The sequence below is a fragment of the Ensifer sp. ENS08 genome (assembly GCF_014852195.1).
GTDB lineage: Bacteria > Pseudomonadota > Alphaproteobacteria > Rhizobiales > Rhizobiaceae > Ensifer > Ensifer adhaerens.
The window spans coordinates 1-18,239 of sequence record NZ_JACVBF010000005.1; the positions used below are offsets into that span (position 1 = coordinate 1).

19 protein-coding genes and 1 pseudogene are annotated in these 18,239 nt (G+C 62.9%); 8 read left to right on the plus strand and 12 right to left on the minus strand.

Annotation, left to right across the window (positions count from 1 at the left end):
* The coding region (locus IB272_RS13745) for an aldehyde dehydrogenase family protein (protein WP_192444460.1) at positions 1-248 on the plus strand (248 nt) is incomplete at its 5' end.
* Between the two features lie 71 nt (positions 249-319).
* Here IB272_RS13745 and IB272_RS13750 read toward each other — a convergent pair.
* Together IB272_RS13750 and IB272_RS13755 are read right to left on the minus strand one after the other, a co-directional pair.
* Positions 320-613, minus strand: coding sequence for a type II toxin-antitoxin system RelE/ParE family toxin (locus IB272_RS13750; protein ID WP_034798189.1), 294 nt, complete (start codon positions 611-613; stop codon positions 320-322).
* A complete protein-coding gene (locus IB272_RS13755) occupies positions 613-861 on the minus strand; it encodes a type II toxin-antitoxin system ParD family antitoxin (protein WP_034798187.1) in 249 nt (82 codons plus the stop codon). Before IB272_RS13755 ends, IB272_RS13750 begins: the two co-directional genes overlap by 1 nt.
* A gap of 270 nt (positions 862-1,131) precedes the next feature.
* Here IB272_RS13755 and IB272_RS13760 point away from each other — a divergent pair, with 270 nt between their 5' ends.
* Entirely contained in the window at positions 1,132-2,589 is a 1,458-nt protein-coding gene (locus IB272_RS13760; protein ID WP_246810358.1) for an MDR family MFS transporter, read from the plus strand.
* Between the two features lie 50 nt (positions 2,590-2,639).
* On the opposite strand, the gene IB272_RS13765 is transcribed toward IB272_RS13760, so the two are convergent.
* The 4 genes from IB272_RS13765 to IB272_RS13780 form a co-directional block, all read right to left on the minus strand.
* Positions 2,640-5,333, minus strand: coding sequence for a TonB-dependent receptor (locus tag IB272_RS13765; protein ID WP_192444462.1), 2,694 nt, complete (start codon positions 5,331-5,333; stop codon positions 2,640-2,642).
* Between the two features lie 125 nt (positions 5,334-5,458).
* The gene (locus tag IB272_RS13770) at positions 5,459-6,442 is read right to left on the minus strand and encodes a FecR domain-containing protein (RefSeq protein ID WP_192444463.1); all 984 of its coding nucleotides are present in this window, start codon (positions 6,440-6,442) and stop codon (positions 5,459-5,461) included.
* 12 nt (positions 6,443-6,454) lie between these two features.
* Positions 6,455-6,967 carry a sigma-70 family RNA polymerase sigma factor gene (locus tag IB272_RS13775; RefSeq protein WP_060530493.1) on the minus strand — a complete coding sequence of 171 codons (513 nt, stop codon included), beginning with the start codon at positions 6,965-6,967 and terminating at the stop codon, positions 6,455-6,457.
* A 265-nt stretch (positions 6,968-7,232) separates the two neighbouring features.
* Positions 7,233-8,069: an oxidoreductase gene (locus tag IB272_RS13780; protein ID WP_192444464.1), complete on the minus strand. Its 837-nt coding sequence runs from the start codon at positions 8,067-8,069 to the stop codon at positions 7,233-7,235.
* Positions 8,070-8,185: 116 nt separating this feature from the next.
* On the opposite strand from IB272_RS13780, the gene IB272_RS13785 reads away from it, so the two are divergent.
* The 4 genes from IB272_RS13785 to IB272_RS13800 all read left to right on the plus strand — a co-directional run bounded on the left by IB272_RS13785 (position 8,186) and on the right by IB272_RS13800 (position 12,614).
* Positions 8,186-9,088, plus strand: a complete 903-nt coding sequence (locus IB272_RS13785; protein WP_192444465.1) for a LysR family transcriptional regulator — start codon at positions 8,186-8,188, stop codon at positions 9,086-9,088.
* 226 nt (positions 9,089-9,314) lie between these two features.
* Positions 9,315-10,613 carry a HAMP domain-containing sensor histidine kinase gene (locus tag IB272_RS13790; RefSeq protein ID WP_246810359.1) on the plus strand — a complete coding sequence of 433 codons (1,299 nt, stop codon included), beginning with the start codon at positions 9,315-9,317 and terminating at the stop codon, positions 10,611-10,613.
* A 260-nt stretch (positions 10,614-10,873) separates the two neighbouring features.
* On the plus strand, positions 10,874-12,226 hold the full coding sequence (locus tag IB272_RS13795) for a DUF2778 domain-containing protein (RefSeq protein ID WP_234824504.1): 1,353 nt from the start codon (positions 10,874-10,876) through the stop codon (positions 12,224-12,226).
* Positions 12,227-12,347: 121 nt separating this feature from the next.
* Entirely contained in the window at positions 12,348-12,614 is a 267-nt protein-coding gene (locus IB272_RS13800) for a DUF2277 domain-containing protein (RefSeq protein WP_090300725.1), read from the plus strand.
* A gap of 30 nt (positions 12,615-12,644) precedes the next feature.
* On the opposite strand, the gene IB272_RS13805 is transcribed toward IB272_RS13800, so the two are convergent.
* From IB272_RS13805 to IB272_RS13830, 6 genes and pseudogenes are all read right to left on the minus strand, one after another.
* A complete protein-coding gene (locus IB272_RS13805) occupies positions 12,645-13,664 on the minus strand; it encodes a sulfate/molybdate ABC transporter ATP-binding protein (protein WP_192444467.1) in 1,020 nt (339 codons plus the stop codon).
* Positions 13,661-14,539, minus strand: a complete 879-nt coding sequence (cysW, locus tag IB272_RS13810; RefSeq protein WP_060607813.1) for a sulfate ABC transporter permease subunit CysW — start codon at positions 14,537-14,539, stop codon at positions 13,661-13,663. The genes IB272_RS13805 and cysW overlap by 4 nt, the downstream gene beginning before the upstream one ends.
* 2 nt (positions 14,540-14,541) lie before the next feature.
* Positions 14,542-15,363 (minus strand): sulfate ABC transporter permease subunit CysT, encoded by an 822-nt coding sequence (cysT, locus tag IB272_RS13815; RefSeq protein ID WP_060607811.1) that lies wholly within the window; start codon positions 15,361-15,363, stop codon positions 14,542-14,544.
* Positions 15,364-15,446: 83 nt separating this feature from the next.
* Complete coding sequence (gene cysP, locus IB272_RS13820) at positions 15,447-16,433, minus strand: thiosulfate ABC transporter substrate-binding protein CysP (RefSeq protein ID WP_060530496.1); 987 nt, start codon at positions 16,431-16,433, stop codon at positions 15,447-15,449.
* A 165-nt stretch (positions 16,434-16,598) separates the two neighbouring features.
* A pseudogene (locus tag IB272_RS34880) lies at positions 16,599-16,889 on the minus strand (type II toxin-antitoxin system RelE/ParE family toxin).
* Positions 16,886-17,161: a type II toxin-antitoxin system ParD family antitoxin gene (locus IB272_RS13830; RefSeq protein ID WP_192444468.1), complete on the minus strand. Its 276-nt coding sequence runs from the start codon at positions 17,159-17,161 to the stop codon at positions 16,886-16,888. The pseudogene IB272_RS34880 and the gene IB272_RS13830 overlap by 4 nt, the downstream one beginning before the upstream one ends.
* 135 nt (positions 17,162-17,296) lie before the next feature.
* Here IB272_RS13830 and IB272_RS13835 point away from each other — a divergent pair, with 135 nt between their 5' ends.
* Together IB272_RS13835 and IB272_RS13840 are read left to right on the plus strand one after the other, a co-directional pair.
* Positions 17,297-17,749 carry a hypothetical protein gene (locus IB272_RS13835; RefSeq protein WP_034798155.1) on the plus strand — a complete coding sequence of 151 codons (453 nt, stop codon included), beginning with the start codon at positions 17,297-17,299 and terminating at the stop codon, positions 17,747-17,749.
* A 33-nt stretch (positions 17,750-17,782) separates the two neighbouring features.
* Entirely contained in the window at positions 17,783-18,229 is a 447-nt protein-coding gene (locus IB272_RS13840; protein ID WP_192444469.1) for an MEKHLA domain-containing protein, read from the plus strand.
* The last annotated feature ends 10 nt before the right edge of the window (positions 18,230-18,239 follow it).

The window sequence follows — 18,239 nt, forward strand, 5'->3', positions numbered from 1 at the left end:
AGGCGATCAACGAGGCCAATCGCCTGCCCTTCGGTCTTGCGGCCTATGCCTTTACCGGATCGGAGCGCAGCGCCCACCGCCTGGCAAGCGAGGTCGAAAGCGGAATGATTTCGATCAACCATCTGGGTCTGGCGCTCCCCGAAGTCCCCTTCGGCGGCATCAAGGATTCCGGCTACGGCACCGAGGGCGGATCCGAAGCGATCGAGGCCTATCTGGAAACACGCTTCGTCACGCGAAAGAGCGTCTGACACCGGCCGCAGGCAACTGCCTCGCGACCGAGAAGCAACAGGGGACGGCGCCCGATGGCGCCGTCCCCTGCTTAAAATGCGTTGCTGATCCAGTCCTCATGCCCATGACGGACGCGAACGACGAGGATGTCGCCGTCCGCCTCGACCCGGTAGACGACCAGATGCGCCTTGAACGGATGGATGCGCATCGGCGGCGACAGCTCCGTGCGTTCGCGCGCCATGCGCGGGTTGGCGGCAATCAAGGCGAATACGGCGAAGAGTTCATCGTGATATCGCCGCGCCTGGGCGGAGCCGAAAAGGCGCACCCCATCTGCGGCGATCGCGATGATGTCTTCTTCTGCCGCGACGGAAAGCCGAAACGCCATTATCCGCGCGGCACTTCAGCGCGCGTAAGCGCCGCGGAAAAGAGCTCGTCCTTGGAGCGGGACCCGACGCCGCTCTTCAGACCGTCGTCGACAAAGCGTTGCATCACCGCAACCTTGTCATTTCGCTCCTGATCCCTGCGGATGAGGTCGCGCACATAATCGCTGGCGTTGGCATAACGGCCCGTGCGCGTTTGCGCTTCCACCCAATCCTTCATCGGGTCGGGCAAGGATACGTTCATCGTCGCCATGTCGGTCTCCATTTCCTGCGGGCAAGCATGGCATACTTTGGCAAAGTTTGTCAAATCAGCAAGCCCAGGCTGCCGGTTTTCGCCCCGCACAGCCCCGCATCCTGCTACGCTCGTGCAGACCATCGTGCGGTGCATCGGAGGCGCCGGTCCGGTCTGATCGCCAAGGCGGTTGACTATCGGCATGCCAGCCTTTCTGAATGCCGTCGGCACTACTAAACGTCGGATTGCAATCAGGCCGCAAGAATGACTGAGACGCTTCATCGAAATGCAATGGCAGCAACGGGGTCCGCCCTTTCCGAGCCGGAAAAGAACGTCATCATCGGCGGCGTTCTTCTCTCCATGCTTCTGGCCGCGCTCGACCAGACGATCGTGGCGCCGGCGATGCCGACCATCGGCAAGGCGCTGGGACATAGCGACTACCTGCCCTGGGTCGTGACCGGCTACCTCCTGACCGCGACGGCAATGGCGCCGCTTTACGGCAAGATCTCGGATATCTACGGACGGCGGCCGACGATCTTTGCGGCCATCATCATTTTCCTTGCGGGATCGCTGATAAGCGCGCTGGCGCCCAACATGCTGACACTGATCGTAGGCCGTGCGGTGCAGGGTCTTGGTGGCGGCGGCCTGTTTGCGCTGGCGCAGACCGTCATCGGCGATCTCGTACCGCCCAAGGAACGGGCGCGTTACGCCGCCTGGATATCGGGAACCTGGGCGGTCGCGAGCATCGCCGGGCCGCTGCTCGGCGGCACCTTCGCCGAGCATCTGCACTGGTCGCTGATCTTCTGGATCAATATCCCGCTGGGGCTTGCGGCGATGGCGATCATCAACAAGCCGCTGAGGAAGCTGCCGACCGTCGCCCGCGCGCATCGTATCGACGGGGCCGGAGCCCTATTGCTCGTCGCTGCGACTTCGCTATTGCTGCTTGCGCTCAACTGGGGCGGCAGCCGCTATCCATGGCTTTCCGCCGTCATACTCGGCTTGCTTGGCGCTTCCGTCGTGCTCTGGTTCGCCTTTGCCTTGCGGCTGCGCAGGGCGAGCGAACCGCTGATCTCGCTGGAAGTGCTGGCCAATCCCATCGTACGCTACGGAACGCTCGCGATGTTTCTGGCGCAGGGCGCCAATGTCGGGCTCTCGGTCTATATCCCCGTCTATGCGCAAACGTTCCATGGCCTGTCGGCCAGCAGTTCGGGCGTGGTGATGCTCGGCCTGCTGCTTGGGACCGTCTGTGGAGCGACGACCAGCGGGCGGACGATACCGCGCATCGTTCACTATAAGAGGATGGCGCTGGTCGGCGGCGCGCTGGCCTTCCTTTGCCTGGCGGCCCTTGCTGCTCTCGCCGGCCGGACCTCGCTCGTCGTCCTCGAAATGCTGACATTCGCCGCCGGTTTCGGCTCGGGCATGACCTTTCCGGTGGCGACGATTTCGGTCCAGAACGCCGTCGACCAGGCGCATCTTGGCGTCGCAACCGGTGTTCTGACGTTCCTGCGATCGCTCGGTGGCGCCCTCGGCGTCGCGGCATTCGGCGCGATCGCTCTTGGCAACGGACTGCCGCTTGCTGGCGAAGGGGTGGGACCGCTCGGCACGACGGTTACGTCGGCCGTGCCCTTCACCTATATCTTCATCGCGAGCGCCGCAGCGATGGCGGCGGCGCTCGTCTTCTTTCATCTCATGCCGGAAAAACCACTGCGAGGCCGTGACGAAAATCCTGTCGCCGCAGTCGTCGATTAGCTGGCCGCGCCGGCGCCGGCGCGGTCATGAACGGCATGCGGTTCGCGGGCTCAGAACTCCGCCTTCAACGACGCGTAGAAGGTACGTCCCGGGCCGGGCTGCTGCACCAGGCTCAAGGGATCGACATAATAGGCGTCGGTCAGGTTCTCGATGCGGAAGGCCGCCGTCAGGGTCTCGTTGATCCGGTACTCGGCGAACGCGTCCACCAGCGTATAGGGCTTCCAGTCGATCAGCGAGATGAACTGGGAAGCGCCCTGGGCGGTCACGTCGCCATGACCGATCGCGCGCGATCCTGTACGAGAAATCCGCCCGCCAACCGTCAAGGCGTCGTCGAGGAATGTCTGCGACAGCGTCAGGGCGACCGTGTATTCCGGCGGCACCTGGTTGGTGGCGTAGTCGGCATAGAGCGACTTGTGTCCGCAAGTGGTCGCTGTTCGGCAAAACTCGACGTCAGTGTAGTAGTTGGCGGCGAGCTCGGCGGTAAAGCCGCCGCGTTCATAACGACCGGACAGTTCTATGCCCTGGAAGTGCGCGCCGGCAATGTTGTGAATGCGCATGCCGGAGATCCCGCGCGGATCGGTATACCATTCGCGCGAGATGTAGTTGTCGACATTCCAGTCGAAGAAGCCTAGCTTCATCATCGCCTGGTCGTCGGCCGAAAATACGCCTTCGCGCCTCAGGTTGGTGCCCACCTCCCAATTGCTCGACCGTTCCGGCCGCAGGTTGGAATTGACGTTCATGGTGAAGGCCGAAACGCCCTCGAAGATGCTCGGCGAGCGCAGTGCGTTCGAGTAGTTCACATAAAATTGAGTGCCGTCGAAAGGCTCCAACGTCACGCCCACCGAGGGGCTGAAGCCGCCGTCGCTGAGGGCCGTGTCGTAGGTGTAGCCCGGTCGGGCCTGTTCGGGGGCATTTCGATCCTCGGTCCAGTAGTGCTGGTAGCGCAGGCCACCATTGATCGTCAGCCAATCGGTGGCTTTCCAGGCAGCCTTAGTGAAGGCCGCCGCCTCCTGCCGCGTGCCATCGCGAAGGTCGAGCCAGGTCTCCAGTTCCGGTGTGAACTTGCTCGGTCGCGTATCCTCGCTCAGGAACGACAGGCCGTAGGTCAGGTCGAGCCCGCCGTAGTCGGTCGTCAAAACCGACGTGTTTGCGACATCGGCGCCCCACATGAAGGTGTCGGAGCCGGTGCGGAAATCGACCGGCAGGCCGAAATCTCCGGGCTGCGGATAGAGCACGCCGCTCCGTCGGGGATTGCGCAGCTCCAGCCGCGTGGCCCAGAGGTTGGCCTTGAGATCGATGAGGTCGTTGTCATCAGGCTTCCAGCCGTAACGGAGCGTGCCGGCATCGACCTTCGTTCCCGCCGTCTGGCCCTGCTGCACCGCCTGGCCCCGATCCGAGGTCAGGCGCGACGCCAGGAGGTCGCCGGCCTCGCTGCGAAAACCATTGTAGCCGAACTGCAGGCTGTGACCGTTCTCGAAGCGAACTGTGCCCTTGGCAAGATAGGACTTTGTCTGGAGCTGGGTGTTCAGCACCTCCTCGCCGGCGCGGTAGTTGGCGATGCCAATATTGTCGATATAGTCTTTCCAGCCCCGGGCGGGCGGCAGGCATACGCCGCTCTCATAGCAGAAGGGTCGCGGTCCCATGCTGACCGGTACTGCCGAGGGTCCGTTGGTGCCCGCGTGATAGTTGCCCTGCCGGCGATAGGCGTAACCGGCAAGGAGGTCGACGTTTTCTTCCTGCATCGCACCGACGATGCTGCCCGAGCCGCTGGTCGGATCGAAGAACGAGGGGCGGTCCATTCCGTCGCTTTTTGCCGTTGCGACCGGAGGCGCCCAGGTGCCCCCCGGCCAGGCATAGCCCGCCGTGGTGCCGGCCGGCGGCGGCGTGGATGTGTTGGTGCCAAAGCCGCCTTTGACCCGAAGGCCGAATGTGTGCCCCTCCTTCACGATGTCGCCGGCGTCCAGCGTGCGCATCGCCACCGTGCCGGCGATACCGCTCGATGCGACGTCCGAACCCTTGGTGATATCGACGCCCCCCAGGAAATCCGGATCGACGAAGGTCCGGTTGGAGATGCCCTGATAGCCCTGATAGACCGTGGCCGAATTGCTGGCTCCGTCGACGGTGACGGCAACGCGGCCCATACCCTGCATGCCGCGGATGTTGACGTCGACGGCGCCGGCGCCGTTGCGCGCTTCGCCGGAAAGCACGCCCGGCGTGCCGCGGAAAATGTCGGCCGGGCTCGAGCCGCGGAAGCGGTCGATGTTTTCTTGCGAGATGTAGGCGGTCGGCGCAGCCGTTTCATAGGGCGCATCCACCGGATTGATGATGCCGCCGCCGGCGACGATCGGCGCAAGCATCGTCTCGCCGTTGGCCGCACCGACCGCGTGCGCACCGGAAACGCGCTCGGTGATCGTGACGGTCCCGCCGTTCAGGCTATAGGAGAGGCCGCTGCCGGACAAAAGCTGGGAGAGCGCCTCTGCCGGGGGGATCGGTCCGCTGACGGCAGGCGCGGATTTCCCCTGGGTCAGCGATGCCGAATAGGCAAGTCTCAGCCCCGACTGCCGCGCAAATGCCGTAAGCGCCGCGGTCAGGGACTGCGCCGGTATGTCGAAGGTGGTGGCGCCGGAACGGGCAGACCGTTCCTGTTGTGCCAGAGCCGGCATTGCCGTTTGAAGTGAACCGACCGCCGTGGTTGCGACCACGACCGCGCCAAGAAGTTTGTTTCGCCCCGTTTGTCTGGACATCTGATCCCTATTCCCATGCTGTGAGCGAGGGATCGTTCTTCCTGCTGGCAGGACACACCCCTCAAAAGCCGAGACGAGGCGTCACCCAAAAACCCGCAACGATGTTCGAAAAAAAATGAAACCGGCTAGACCGCCGAGATCAATGTCACGAAGCGCGTCATGCGCGTGACCCGGATCGGCAGGCCGGACGCAAGTGCTGAAAGCGAGGCGTCAGGGGTTCTGAGATCCAGCACCGCGCTGACCAATGTCGACTTCAAGCGGTCGTGGCTGAAGACGATCCAGCCGCCGTGATAGCGGCTAAGGGCAGCGATGACGTCGCCGAGCCTGCGGTTTTCGGCGACGTACATGCCGGACTGCCATGCGAGTGCGATTGCCGGATCCTGCACGACAGGGTTACCGATGGCGCCGTCACCCCCGACCGACACGCGCTCTCCCTCGGCGATCGTAACGCCCATGACGTCCCCGCCTGCCATTGGCGATACGCGAACGGAATGGCGGGTGACAGCAATGCCGAGCGAACCATCGGCGGCATTGGCGTCCACGTCGAAGGCGGTTCCAAGGGCCTTGACGATGGTTTCACCTGAGGCAACCTGAAAGGGTCGTGCGTCCGCCGTCACGTCGAAGAATGCCTGGCCTTCCTTCAGAACCACCCGGCGCGCCCGTTCGTCGAAATCCACGTCCATCGCAGTGCGCGCGTTGAGGACCACCCGTGACCCGTCGGGCAGGTCGATCGAACGTGTCTCTGCCGTGGTGGTCGCATAGTCGGAGCCGAGGATGCGCAGCCAGGGGCGCGAAGCGGCAAGCCCGCCTCCCAGAACAGCGATGCCGACCGCACCGGTCAGAAGACGGCGGCGCGAAAGGAGTGCGGTGTCGCGGCCGGGATAGACGAGACCGGTGCGGCGATCGCGGCGCAGATGTGCCGCATCGTCCCACAAGGCTTCCGCTTCGACCGCCGCCGCCTCGTGCTCGGCACTTTGTCCGCGCCACGCATCATAGGCGCGTTGGTCCTCGCTGGTCGCCTCGCCGGAATGCAGCCGGACGACCCAGGCGAGCGCCGCGTCTGAGATGTCCCTTGCAGGACATTGCGTTGTCGCTGATGCCGATTTCATCGCCGCCCCTTGTCAGACATGGTCCAGCTCTCGCCGCACGTCGCGGCAATGGCTCAGGGCACGCAGCATGTGCTTTTCGACCATGCTGACCGAGATGCCCAGCGTTTCGGCTATTTCGCGGTGCGAAAGGCCCTCGACCTTGTTCATGATGAAGGCCGTTCGGCAGGCCACCGGCAACTCGTTCAAGAGAACGGAAAGGGCTGCGACCTTGTCGCGAAATTCCAGCCGCAACGCAAAATCGTCCGACGATGACAGACGGTCTGCCTGGTCCAATTCGACCCGGCGCGACCACTCCCGCTCGAGCTTGATGCGAAAGTCGATCGCCGCATTTCGCGCTGCCCTGAACAGGTAGGAACGCGGGTGCTCGACGCTGCGGCGGTCTACCCTCACCATGCGCAGATAGGCGTTCTGCACAACTTCCTCACCGTCATCCCGATTGCCGATCAGGCGCGATGCGTAGCGCACCACCTCCTTGTGGTGACGCCTGAAGAGCAGACCGAGCCAGTGATTGAGAGAGCTTGCCATCAGCCACCCTTCCTAGCGAAGCGCGCCACGGCGGTCTTGGGGGTGGATTTCTTCAGGCATGATGCAAACTTCGCGGGAAAAGCTGCGGCTCGTCCGATGCCGCACGCCAATACTTGTCTCTTATACTCATGTTTTAGAGCCCGACAAGCGCCTTTGCGCGAAAACGCGGGGATTGGATCGCCGGCACCGAACCCCGGATGGTTCCGGGCAGTCGGTACCGGCGGCATTTATTGCGGATCAGAAGAAAATCGATCCAGGCTCTGTTTCAAACGGCCTGTTCGAAGTCTGTCGAAACGGAAACCGTGTGCCACTGGGCAAGAAGATCGCGATCCGAAGCGTGCTTGGCCTCGATCGCAGCCACCGTGTCGCTGCCAAGCGGAAGCCGGACCGGCGGCTGCTCCGCATCGACGAACGCAATCAGTACGTTCGCAAGCCTGTCGGGGTTGCCCGGCTGGTTGTGGCTGATCTCCTTCGCCTTGCTGCGAACGGCACCTGCGGTCTCCGCATAGTCGCTGATCTCGATCGGGCTGATGCTCAGTGACGTCGAGTCGAGAAAATCCGTGCGGAAATAACCGGGCTCGATCGCCGTTGCGTAGATTCCGAGGGGCGCGAGTTCCGCCGCCAAAGCCTCGGTCAGTCCCTCGACGGCAAACTTCGTCGAGCAGTAAACGCCGAAACCAGGTCCGCTGCGGTAGCCGCCGACGGATGAGAAGTTGAGGATCCGCCCATGGCGTTGGCGGCGCATGTGCGGCAGCACCGCGCGGGTCACGGCCAGAAGTCCGAAGACGTTGGTCCGATAGAGCGCTTCAATCTCGGGACCTGTCGCTTCCTCGACCGCGCCCAGGAGACCGTAGCCGGCGTTGTTGACCAGGATGTCGATGCGCCCGAAGCGCGCGATCGCCTGGCCCACAGCCTGATGCGCCTGGGCCTCGTCAGTGACGTCGAGCGCGACGGCCAGGAGATTGGGATGATCCCCGAAGCGGTCCGCGATCGCCCTGGGATTGCGCGCCGTCGCGACCACCTGATCACCCTTCGCCAGGGCCTTTTCAACGATAAGAGCACCAAATCCACGGGATGCGCCAGTGATGAACCACGTATGCATGTGAACCTCCGGTTTGTTTCGCCGCTCCATCGTCGGCGGCTGGGAAGGTTGTACTGCGAGACGTCTGCTGAGATAATCGACTGGATTCTTGTTGAGTTGTTGAATAGCATTCATCAATGCGAACCATATCGCCGTCCGACCTGTCGCCTTTCCTTGCGCTCGCCCGCCACCAGAGCTTCCGCCGTGCCGCCGACGAGATCGGCTGCACGCCGTCCGCACTCAGCCACGCCTTGAAGGCGCTTGAGGAGCGCCTGGACCTTAGGCTCTTCAACCGGACCACCCGCAGCGTTGCGCTGACCGAGGCGGGAGAACTTCTGCTCGCTCGCGTGGCGCCCGCCTTCCGCGACATCGAGGACGCCCTTGACGATCTCAACAATTTCCGGGGAGCGCCGATCGGACGGTTGAGGCTCAACACGGCGCGCGCTTCGGCAAAAATGGTTCTCCTGCCAATCGTTGCGCGGTTTCTCGAAAGTCATCCGAAGGTCAACATCGAGATCGTCGTCGATAACGACCTTGTCGACATGGTGTCGGAGGGTTTCGATGCGGGTGTTCGCTTTGGCGAGATCGTCGCGCAGGACATGATCGCCGTCCCGATCGGTCCGCGCCAGCGTACCGCGATCGTGGCAACACCTTCCTTCTTCGAGCGCCACGCAAGGCCGACCGCTCCCGAGCATCTGAAGGCGCTGTCCTGCATCGGACTGCGCTTCGGCAGCGGAAGGCTCTATGCCTGGGAGTTCGAGCGCGGCGGTGTCGAAGTTCAGGTCGAGGTGACCGGTGCCCTGATCGTCGATGACCAGGACATGATGGTCGACGCGGCCCTTCTCGGCGCGGGGATCGGCTTTGCCTTCGAGGACCAGGTGCGCGCGCTCATCGACGAGGGCAAGCTGGTCCGCGTCCTTGAAGACTGGTGCCCCTATTATGGTGGCTTCTATCTCTATTATCCGAGCCGACGCCAGATGCCGGCGGCGCTCAGGGCATTCGTCGATTTCGCCAGGGTCTGGGACAAGTCAACGCCTTGAGCCGGAACAGCGCAAGCGATCGTCGGGCCTGCTCGCTGCCCCCCCGCCTTTCCGCGTAATGTCCGTGCAACCTCGCGTTTACAATCGTCTCGGCAAGGTTTTACTGACATCGGTCTATGCCGCCTCAATAAAAGCGTCAGCCGAACGGCGTTGCCGGTCCAACAACATGGTGCGGATAGTGTGGAAGCTCTGGCCACGGTCTCTCAAGCAACGTCTCATTGCACACTTGCTGGTTCTGCAGCTGGCGGTGCTTCTTGCGTTCGGCCTATCCTTCGTCACGCTACTCGTCGTCGCTGACGAAGGCGGCGCGCTCGTCAGTCCCGCCCCGGTCGAGACGGCGTTCCGCGCGATCAAGCGGAGTGCCAGCGGCAAGCTCGAACTCGCTGACACCGCGGAACTGGCACGCGTTCGTCGCGAGCAACCGCATTTCTGGTTCATCGCGCGCAGCGACGGGGGCGAGATCGTTCAGTCCGGCGACGTACCGGACATCTACCGCGGCATGACCGTGGCCCTCGACCGAATGACCTATTCGGACATCCGCGACGACGGCCCGCCATCGAACTATCTCGCCGTCATCCGGCGCATGACAAACGAGGAAGGCAGCTTCACCGTATTCGGACAGGGAACGCTTCTGAGCCAACCGTCGCTCATCCTCTCGTTCTCACGCCTGTTCGTCGCGCCGATGCTGGTGCTGCTCGCGCTCGTCACGATCTTCGCGGTGCCCCGCATCGTCAACCGGGCGATCCGGGGCATCTCCGATCTCGCCCGCGAAACGGATGAGATCAACATTACGCACCGGAGCCACCGGCTGGCCGAAACGGCGGTTCCGAGCGAGGTCCGCCCGCTCGTGCGCGGCATCAACAGCGCCCTTCACCGGCTCGATCAATCCTATGGCCAACATCAGCGCTTCATTCTCGACGCCGCCCATGAGCTGCGGACGCCTGTGGCCATTCTTCAGGCGCGGCTCGACTTGCTCGCGTCAGGGCCGGAGCGCGACCGGTTGATCTCCGACTGCGAGAGGATTTCAGCGCTTGCCGAGCAGTTGCTCGATCTGCAACGGCTGGAAGCCGACGCCAGGCCCTTCACCGCCGTGGACCTCGTCGCGCTCTGCCGCAACGTCGTTGCCGACCTTGCTCCGCTCGCCATCGACGAAGGCTACGACCTGTCGTTTGAACAAAACACCGAGCAGTCGCTGATACAGGGCGACGCAGTCTCGCTTGAACGGGCGGTTACCAATCTCGTCCAGAACGCGATCGAGCATGCCGGAAACCAGGGCGTGATCGTCGTACGGGTCGCACCGGACGGCGTGATCGAAGTCAGCGACGACGGCCCGGGCATCCCGGAGGGGGAACGCGAGCGCGTCTTCGAGGCTTTTTACCGCCTCAAGCCGCGCGAACGTGGCGCTGGTCTCGGCCTCAATCTCGTTCTGCAGATCGCGCAGCGACACAAAGGCCGCGTGAGCATCCTGACCTCACAGAGCGGCGGTGCCTGCTTCCGGCTGGCCTTTCAGAACGGACGCATCTGAGCTGCAATCCGTAGTACCCCCAACAGGCAAGTGTGAGCGTAGTCCGAGTACCAGCCGCCCGGAAAGCGGCCGAAATGGGCCCTTTCGGCGGAAAAAAATCGATCCGGGATCTATTTCGGCGGTTGGAAAGCAAAATTTAACCATACTTCTCCATCTTTTGTCCATCAGTCGTCAAGAAGGGGACAATCCAGAAATCGCGCAGCGGCGTTCGCTCGCCGGGCTGAGAGCCTTTGTGAGATTTTCTGGCTTGATTTGCGTTGTTGAGTAAGATCATTCGCCCACAGTCTTTGCACCGTCTGTTGCGCCCATTGCTGATCACTTGCTGCGGCACCGCTCTCGTCGGCGCGGCTGCGTGGTCGCTTGTCGGCATGGCCGCGATCGGCAGTTCCTACGCGCATGGTTCCGGCCGCCTGCTGCCGAAGCCGCAGCTGCATTTGGCCGAGACGACCAAAGAGCGCGCCTGGGACAAGCACGCCAGAACCAACCAGGCGACGCGGCTCGTGGCCGCCGCCGCGGCGCAGCCCGTCATGGTCGCAAGCCTCGCTCCCAGCGAGGCGAGGTTCGGGCACGATGCCCTGTTCCCGATAGATGCGGAAACGATCGGCAAGAGCGCCCGGATTGCAGCCGCGGTGAAAAAGGCTGTTCTCTCGTCCGAGAAAGTCGCGAGCATCCCCGTTCCCGCTACCCAGGTTCACCACCAGATCGCAACGGTAAAGCTCCCGGCGCCAGAACGCTTCGCGCCGGTGGCGTCTGTTGCCATTGCCAAGAACCCGGTCCAGCTCGCCTACGCCACCCCCTCACAGAGCCACGTGGAAGGCAGCGCCTTTTCGGCTCTGTTGACGGCGCCGTCCGAGGACGATCTCGCGGAACAACCGGACCAGGACCAGGCTGAAGACACGGCCGCCCTGCCGAGCCATGAGGACACGCCCTCGGTCGGTCCCATGCCGCAATTCCGCCCCCGCACCGCGCAAGCGGAAAAGCCGCCCGCCGAAGACGAAAAACCTGCGACCAAGCAGGCGGAAGACGCAGCGGTGAAAAAGGAAGAAGAGACAGCCAAGGCAGACGCGGACGAAGCGCCGAAGAAGCAGAAACTTGCCTATGCACGGCCGGAAGATCCGACCGAGAACAGTGCCGGCACCGGTTTCGGCCAGGCGTTGCGTAACATGTTTGGCGGCGGAGCGAAGGCCGGCAACGGCGTCGCCGTCTACGACATCACCGCTGCCAAGGTCTATATGCCTGACGGCAGCGTGCTCGAGGCCCATTCCGGTATCGGCAAGATGGCCGACAACCCGCGCTACGTCGACGTCAAAATGACCGGACCGACCCCGCCGCACACCTATAACCTCAGGATGCGCGAAACGCGTTTCCACGGGGTCGAGGCGATCCGCATGCTGCCGGTCGACGGAAGGAACAAGCACGGCCGCGACGGTTTCCTGACGCATAGCTACCTGCTGCGCGGCAAGCGCGCGGAATCCCATGGCTGCGTCGCCTTCGCCGACTATCCGCGTTTCCTGACCGCCTTCAAGCAGGGCAAGGTCAAGCAGATCGTCGTGGTGCCGAGCGGCGGACGCGCGGCCGGCATGCGCCTGGCACAGAACGGCCGGAACTCCTGAGCGGAGCCGGCCAACGGTTGGATCGCAGGCAGCGGACGGTAAAGATCTTTCGCTGACGAGGAACGGGCACTAAGATCCGGCCCTCGACAGGAGCGAGAACGAAGAGGACCGGGAGCCCGTCATGTGCCGAAACATCAAACCCCTGTTCAATTTCGAGCCGCCGGCGACGAACGCCGAGATCCATGACGCTGCGCTGCAGTTCGTGCGCAAGTTAAGCGGAACGAACAAGCCGTCCAAGCGGAACGAAGCGGCGTTCGAGCACGCGGTCAATTCGATTGCGGCATGCGCGCAAGAACTGCTCGATGCGCTCGAGACGTCACAGCCCCCACGCAACCGGGAAGAAGAAGCAGCCAAGGCGCGCGCTCGGTCCGCCCTCCGCTTCGCCTGACGGCGGCAAGAGGCTGGCCGCGCGCTCAGCCTAAATCGCAAATACCGTTGCCCGCCGCAGCGTCACGTAACCGGTGTCGCCGGCCCTCACGATACGCTCCGGCTCCAGGTCCAACTCCAGCGGCACGCCACGCTCGGTCGTCGCGATCACCCGGCGGCCGCCAGGGCGATCCATCACCCGGCTGATATTGGCCGCGATACCCGGGCCTCCCGCCGCCCAGTCGAGATCGACCGGCCGGGCGTAAAGCTCGGCCTTGCCGTCGGCGATCCCTGCGGCATCGATGACCGCGCCATCGGCATAGGCCCGACCATCGCGCACCTCGGCGGGAAGCATGTTGGCATCGCCGAGGAACTTCATGACGAAGGCCGATTTCGGCTCGCGGCAGACCTCCTCCGGCGTCCCCTGTTGAACGATATGGCCATCCTTCAGGATCACCACGCGGTCGGCGAGATCGAGCGCCTCTTCCTGGTCGTGCGTGACGAAGAGCGTGGTGATGCCGAGCTCACTATGGATTTCGCGCAGCCAGCGTCGCAGCTCACGCCGGACATTGGCATCAAGCGCGCCGAAAGGCTCGTCCAGCAGCAGCACTTTTGGATCGACGGCAAGCGCGCGGGCAAGTGCGACGCGCTGGCGCTGACCGCCGGAGATCTGCGCCGGAAACCGTTCGCCGAGCCCTTCGAGGCGAACCAGGCGCAACAGTTCCGCGACCCGCGCATGGATGGCCGCCTTGTCGCGCTTGACCTTCGAGACCTCCATGCCGAAGGCGATGTTCTGCGCCACGGTCATATGCGGGAAAAGCGCGTAGTGCTGGAACACGAAGCCGACGCCGCGATCGCGCACAGGGATGTCGGTTGCATCCTGGTCGCCGAAATAGATGTGACCGCCATCGGCGAATTCGAGGCCGGCAACCATGCGCAATATCGTCGTCTTGCCAGAACCGGAGGGCCCAAGCAGCGCGACGAGCTCGCCGCTTTCGATCTCCAGGGAGACGTCCTTGACGGCACGGAAGGTTTGGAAAGTCTTGACGACGTGGTTAAGGCGGATCTTCATGATGCATTCTCCGCGGAATTGGCAACTGGGCGGACGCGGCCCGCCCCTTGGCGCTCCAGAGCGACCTTGGCGATGATGGTGAAGACGGCGATGAGCGCCAGAATGGACGCCGACGCAAAAGCGCCCGCCGCCTGATAGTCGTGATAGAGCAGCTCGATATGGAGCGGCAGGGTGTTGGTCTGGCCACGGATGTTACCAGAGACGACCGAAACCGCGCCGAACTCGCCCATCACGCGCGCATTACAAAGGACGACGCCGTAGAGCAGCGCCCACTTGATGTTGGGCAACGTCACCGAAAAGAAGGTGCGGAAGCCGGAAGCGCCGAGGGAAACGGCCGCCTCTTCGAGATCGCGCCCCTGGGCCTGCATCAGCGGAATGAGCTCCCGGGCGACAAACGGCGCGGTGACGAACATCGAGGCGAGCACGATGCCTGGAATGGCAAACAGGATCTTGGTGCCATAGGCATCAAGTGTCGGACCAAACAGGCCCTGCAGCCCGTAGACGAAGAGATAGGCAACACCCGCGACGATCGGTGAAACCGAGAACGGGATCTCGATCACCACCAGCAGGAAGCCCTTGCCGCGGAAATCGAATTTGGTGATCGCCCAGGCGGCGGCGACGCCGAAGGCGGTGTTGATGGGTACGGCGATCAGCGCCGCAAGCACGGTCAGCATGATCGCATGGCGCGTGTCGGGATGCAGGATCGTGTCGCGATAGACCTGCCAGCCTTTGGCAAAGGCTTCGACACCGATGATCAGCAGCGGCGCGAGAATGAGGAACGCGCCGATGATCAGCACGACGCCGATAAGGGCGCGGCGGAACACGGGGCCGTCACCGACCCGCGGCAGCGTGCGTACGGTCTTTTTGAAACTCATGGTCAAGACCTCCGCGTGTAGCGCAGCGCCCGCGCCTGCAGCCAGTTGGTTACCGCGAGCATGAGGAAGGCCGTGAGCAGCAGGACGGACGCGATCGCCGCCGCTGCCTGATAGTCGTATTCCTCAAGCCGGATGAAGATCAGCAGCGCGGTGATCTCGGTCGACATCGGCTGGTTGCCGGCGATGAAGATGATCGCGCCGAATTCGCCGAGCGAGCGGGCGAAGGACAAAGAGACGCCGGCGAGAAGCGCCGGTGTCAGTAGCGGCAGAATGACCTTGCGGAAGATTGCGAGGTCCGAGCCGCCAAGCGACTGGGCTGCCTCCTCCAGCGCCGGATCGAGATCCTCCAGTACCGGTTGCACCGTGCGCACGATGAAGGGCAGCGAGGTGAAGCACATGGCGATCATGATGCCGATAGGCGTATAGGCAACCTTGATGCCGTAGTCTTCGAGGATTGAGCCAAACACGCCGTTGGTCGTGAAAAGTGCGGTCAGCGAAATGCCGGCAACGGCCGTCGGCAAGGCAAACGGCAGGTCGACCATGGCATCGACGATGCGGCGCCCCGGAAAGCGGTAGCGCACCAGCACCCAGGCGAGCGCCAGGCCGAAGAAGAGATTGAAGAGCGTCGCGCCAAGGGCGGCCGTCACGGTGACGCGATAGCTTGCGAGTGCCCGCGGCGACGAGACGATCTGCCAGTAGTCGAGAGGGCCGAGGCTTGCGGCCTTGAACACGAGGGCTGCCAGCGGCAGAACGACGATCAGGCTCACATAGAGCAGCGTCACCCCCAGCGACAGGCGTAACCCGGGCAGGACATTGCGTCTCAAGCGTTCATTTCCTTGTCATGTCATGGTGAAACCCGGCAGACGGTTCGTCTGCCGGGTTGACTGAATGCGAGTTTAAAGAGCGATCAGCGGCTGCCGTAGAGCTTGTCCAGAATGCCGTCGGAAGCGAAGTGCTCTGCCTGGATCTTGCTCCAGCCGCCAAAGACGTCGTCGACATTGACGAGGCGAATGTCGGGGAACTGCGCCTTGAATTCCCCGGCGACCTTTTCGTTGCGGACGCGGTGGCCGAACTCGGCGGCGATGCGCTGGCCTTCCTCGGTATAGAGGAAATCGAGATAGGTCTTGGCGAGCGCCTGAGTGCCGTGCTTCTCGGCGACCTTGTCGACGACCGCGACCGGGAACTCGGCGAGCAGGCTGACCGACGGGATGACGGCCTCGACCTTGTCGGCGCCATACTGTTTGGCGATGCTGCGGGTCTCTGCCTCGAAGGTGATCAGGACGTCGCCGGTTTCGCGCTCGACGAAGGTGGTCGTCGAGGCGCGGCCGCCGGTGTCGAACACCGGAACGTTGTCGAAGATCTTGGTAATGTAGGCTTCGATCTTCGCCTCGTCGCCTTCATAGGCCTCCTTGGCCCAGGCATAGGCCGCCAGATAGGTGTAGCGCGCATTGCCCGACGTTTTCGGATTGGGGAAGACAGCGTGAACATCGTCACGGGCGAGATCGGACCAGTCCTTGATGTTCTTCGGATTGCCCTTGCGCACCAGGAAGGACGGGAAGGAATAGAACGGCGAAGCATTGTTCGGGAATGCCTTTGCCCAGTCCTTGGAGACAAAGCCGTTCTTGGCTAGGAACTCGATATCGGTGGTCTGGTTGAAGGTGACGACGTCGGCTTCCAGGCCTTCGAGGATCGAGCGGGCCTGCTTCGACGTGCCGGCATGCGACTGGTCGATGGTCACGCCCGGATGCTGCTTGATGAAGGCCTCGTTCTCGGCAACGAAGAGCTCGCGGGAAACGTCGTAGGAGGCGTTGAGAAGCTTCGTCGGCTCCTGTGCCAGCGCAGGGGTCACAAAGTGCGCGACAAGGGTGGCGCCGAGAATGAGGAGGCGTTTCATGCGGTTCTCCGGTGTTGATGCTGACCCAGAACCTATCGGCAGGCGTGTGGGAGCGCGAGGGAACGCGGACCCTGGTTGTGCCAAGCCTTAGAAATTTCGTCTCGTTTCCGCTCAGTTTCGCGGAGTTTTTGCCTCAGCTTTCCCAAGGCAACCAATAGCTTACAGTCAGGGCTTATTCAGCACGCGCCACACGTCGATATGGTCGGCCCGTTGACGATAGAACACGAGGTATGGGTACCTCTTCAGACCGACACTTCGCCAATGAGGGAGCGCCAGTTCGTAGGCAAAGCGCAACGAACCGGATTCCGGACGCGCAACAATCAACGCATAGGCAGCCTGAAACGCGTCGCCAAAAGCGTGAGCGACGTCAGCCCCAGCCTACGTTGCATAACACTCGATCGCCGCCTCGACGTCGCTGCTGGCCGGTTGACGCGAAATGACCGGCTTGTTGCTCACTTGGCCGATCGACCACGAACCCGGTCACGCAAATCGGCGAAGTAGCCAGCGTCGGTCGGGTCGGCTTGTGCGGAAGAGGCACCATCGAGCAATAGCCGACGCAGATTGAGCCAGTCCTGATCCCGGCGGATCAACTCCCGGATAGACTCGCTGCTCGTACCATAACCTCGCCGGGCGACCTGCTCGTCGACGAAGCTTTTGAGAGAGTCCGGGAAGGAAATGTTCATGGTGTTCATGGGTGGCAGAATAGCGCATTCGGCAAAAACTGGCATGAATGGTGATCTTTAACACCAGAGCCGATCGCCTTACGCGGGGAACCTCTCGGCCGCAGCAATATGACAATCGGGGACTAGATACATCCTTGGCGCTTTGACTAGATAGGCGTTCAAGGCAGGGTTGGCGATTCGATGACGATATACTTCAAGGCAGGAATTTCCGATGAAATGGCGCTCGGGATGATCGAGCGTTGTTTCTCCGATGCGAACGACTATGACGGCTATCTCGACATTTTTGCCGACTACACCGAAAAGACCGTCTCGTGGAGCAAGGGCAGATCCGTCGAGGAGTTCAAGGACCAGATCACCGAGGCGCTGCGCGCGGCCTGGGAAGCTTCGCCCTTCTGGCAGGTCTATGAGCGCCGCGAAGAGCGGGACGACGCCGGCACCAACGAAATTCGAAGGGCAGCGATCGCCCTGACCCGCACCTATGGCGGCGTGGTCGTCATCACGCTCAGCCTGCTTGGAAGGCGCAGCAGCGCGAATGACCTCGAACTGGTCTTCGTCTGCTTCCAGGAAGATGCGCAACGCCGGAATTTCCGCGTGCGTTATGACGGGAAGTTCATTCCGTCCTTGAACGCCTGACGCCCCTACCCTGGGCCATGGAGTCGAAGGGCGATGACAACCGAATATGATGCCGATGACGCCTTCGCCCTGATCGTTGCAAGTTACCGCCAGGTGACCGGCAAAGAGCTGGTCGACCATCCGATCGACGGCCGCTGGCTCTACGAGAGCGCACCCTTTGCGCTTTTGGCGCACGACCGGTCGGAGGACCCGCGTTTCTTCTACGCGAACAAAACCGCCCAGGCCTGCTTCGGCTACAGTTGGCAGGAGTTCATCGGCATGCCGTCGCGCCTCTCGGCCGAGGCGCCGAACCGCGAGGAACGGCAGCGTCTTTTAGACAGCGTCTCCACCAAGGGCTTCATCGACAGCTATCGCGGCCTTCGGATCGCCAAATCCGGACGCCGCTTCTGGATCGAGAACGCCATCGTCTGGCAATTGGTGCGCGCCAACGGCGAACATGCCGGCCAGGCCGCCATGTTCCACAGCTGGAAGGATTTGTAAGCGCGCTGCC

Bases quoted from the DNA above. Each gene is read 5' to 3' on its own strand.
- IB272_RS13750 (WP_034798189.1), bottom strand. From the start codon at position 613: ATGGCGTTTCGGCTTTCCGTCGCGGCAGAAGAAGACATCATCGCGATC.
- IB272_RS13755 (WP_034798187.1), bottom strand. From the start codon at position 861: ATGGCGACGATGAACGTATCCTTGCCCGACCCGATGAAGGATTGGGTG.
- IB272_RS13760 (WP_246810358.1), top strand. From the start codon at position 1,132: ATGGCAGCAACGGGGTCCGCCCTTTCCGAGCCGGAAAAGAACGTCATC.
- IB272_RS13765 (WP_192444462.1), bottom strand. From the start codon at position 5,333: ATGTCCAGACAAACGGGGCGAAACAAACTTCTTGGCGCGGTCGTGGTC.
- IB272_RS13770 (WP_192444463.1), bottom strand. From the start codon at position 6,442: ATGAAATCGGCATCAGCGACAACGCAATGTCCTGCAAGGGACATCTCA.
- IB272_RS13775 (WP_060530493.1), bottom strand. From the start codon at position 6,967: ATGGCAAGCTCTCTCAATCACTGGCTCGGTCTGCTCTTCAGGCGTCAC.
- IB272_RS13780 (WP_192444464.1), bottom strand. From the start codon at position 8,069: ATGCATACGTGGTTCATCACTGGCGCATCCCGTGGATTTGGTGCTCTT.
- IB272_RS13785 (WP_192444465.1), top strand. From the start codon at position 8,186: ATGCGAACCATATCGCCGTCCGACCTGTCGCCTTTCCTTGCGCTCGCC.
- IB272_RS13800 (WP_090300725.1), top strand. From the start codon at position 12,348: ATGTGCCGAAACATCAAACCCCTGTTCAATTTCGAGCCGCCGGCGACG.
- IB272_RS13805 (WP_192444467.1), bottom strand. From the start codon at position 13,664: ATGAAGATCCGCCTTAACCACGTCGTCAAGACTTTCCAAACCTTCCGT.
- cysW (WP_060607813.1), bottom strand. From the start codon at position 14,539: ATGAGTTTCAAAAAGACCGTACGCACGCTGCCGCGGGTCGGTGACGGC.
- cysP (WP_060530496.1), bottom strand. From the start codon at position 16,433: ATGAAACGCCTCCTCATTCTCGGCGCCACCCTTGTCGCGCACTTTGTG.
- IB272_RS13830 (WP_192444468.1), bottom strand. From the start codon at position 17,161: ATGCCAGTTTTTGCCGAATGCGCTATTCTGCCACCCATGAACACCATG.
- IB272_RS13835 (WP_034798155.1), top strand. From the start codon at position 17,297: ATGACGATATACTTCAAGGCAGGAATTTCCGATGAAATGGCGCTCGGG.
- IB272_RS13840 (WP_192444469.1), top strand. From the start codon at position 17,783: ATGACAACCGAATATGATGCCGATGACGCCTTCGCCCTGATCGTTGCA.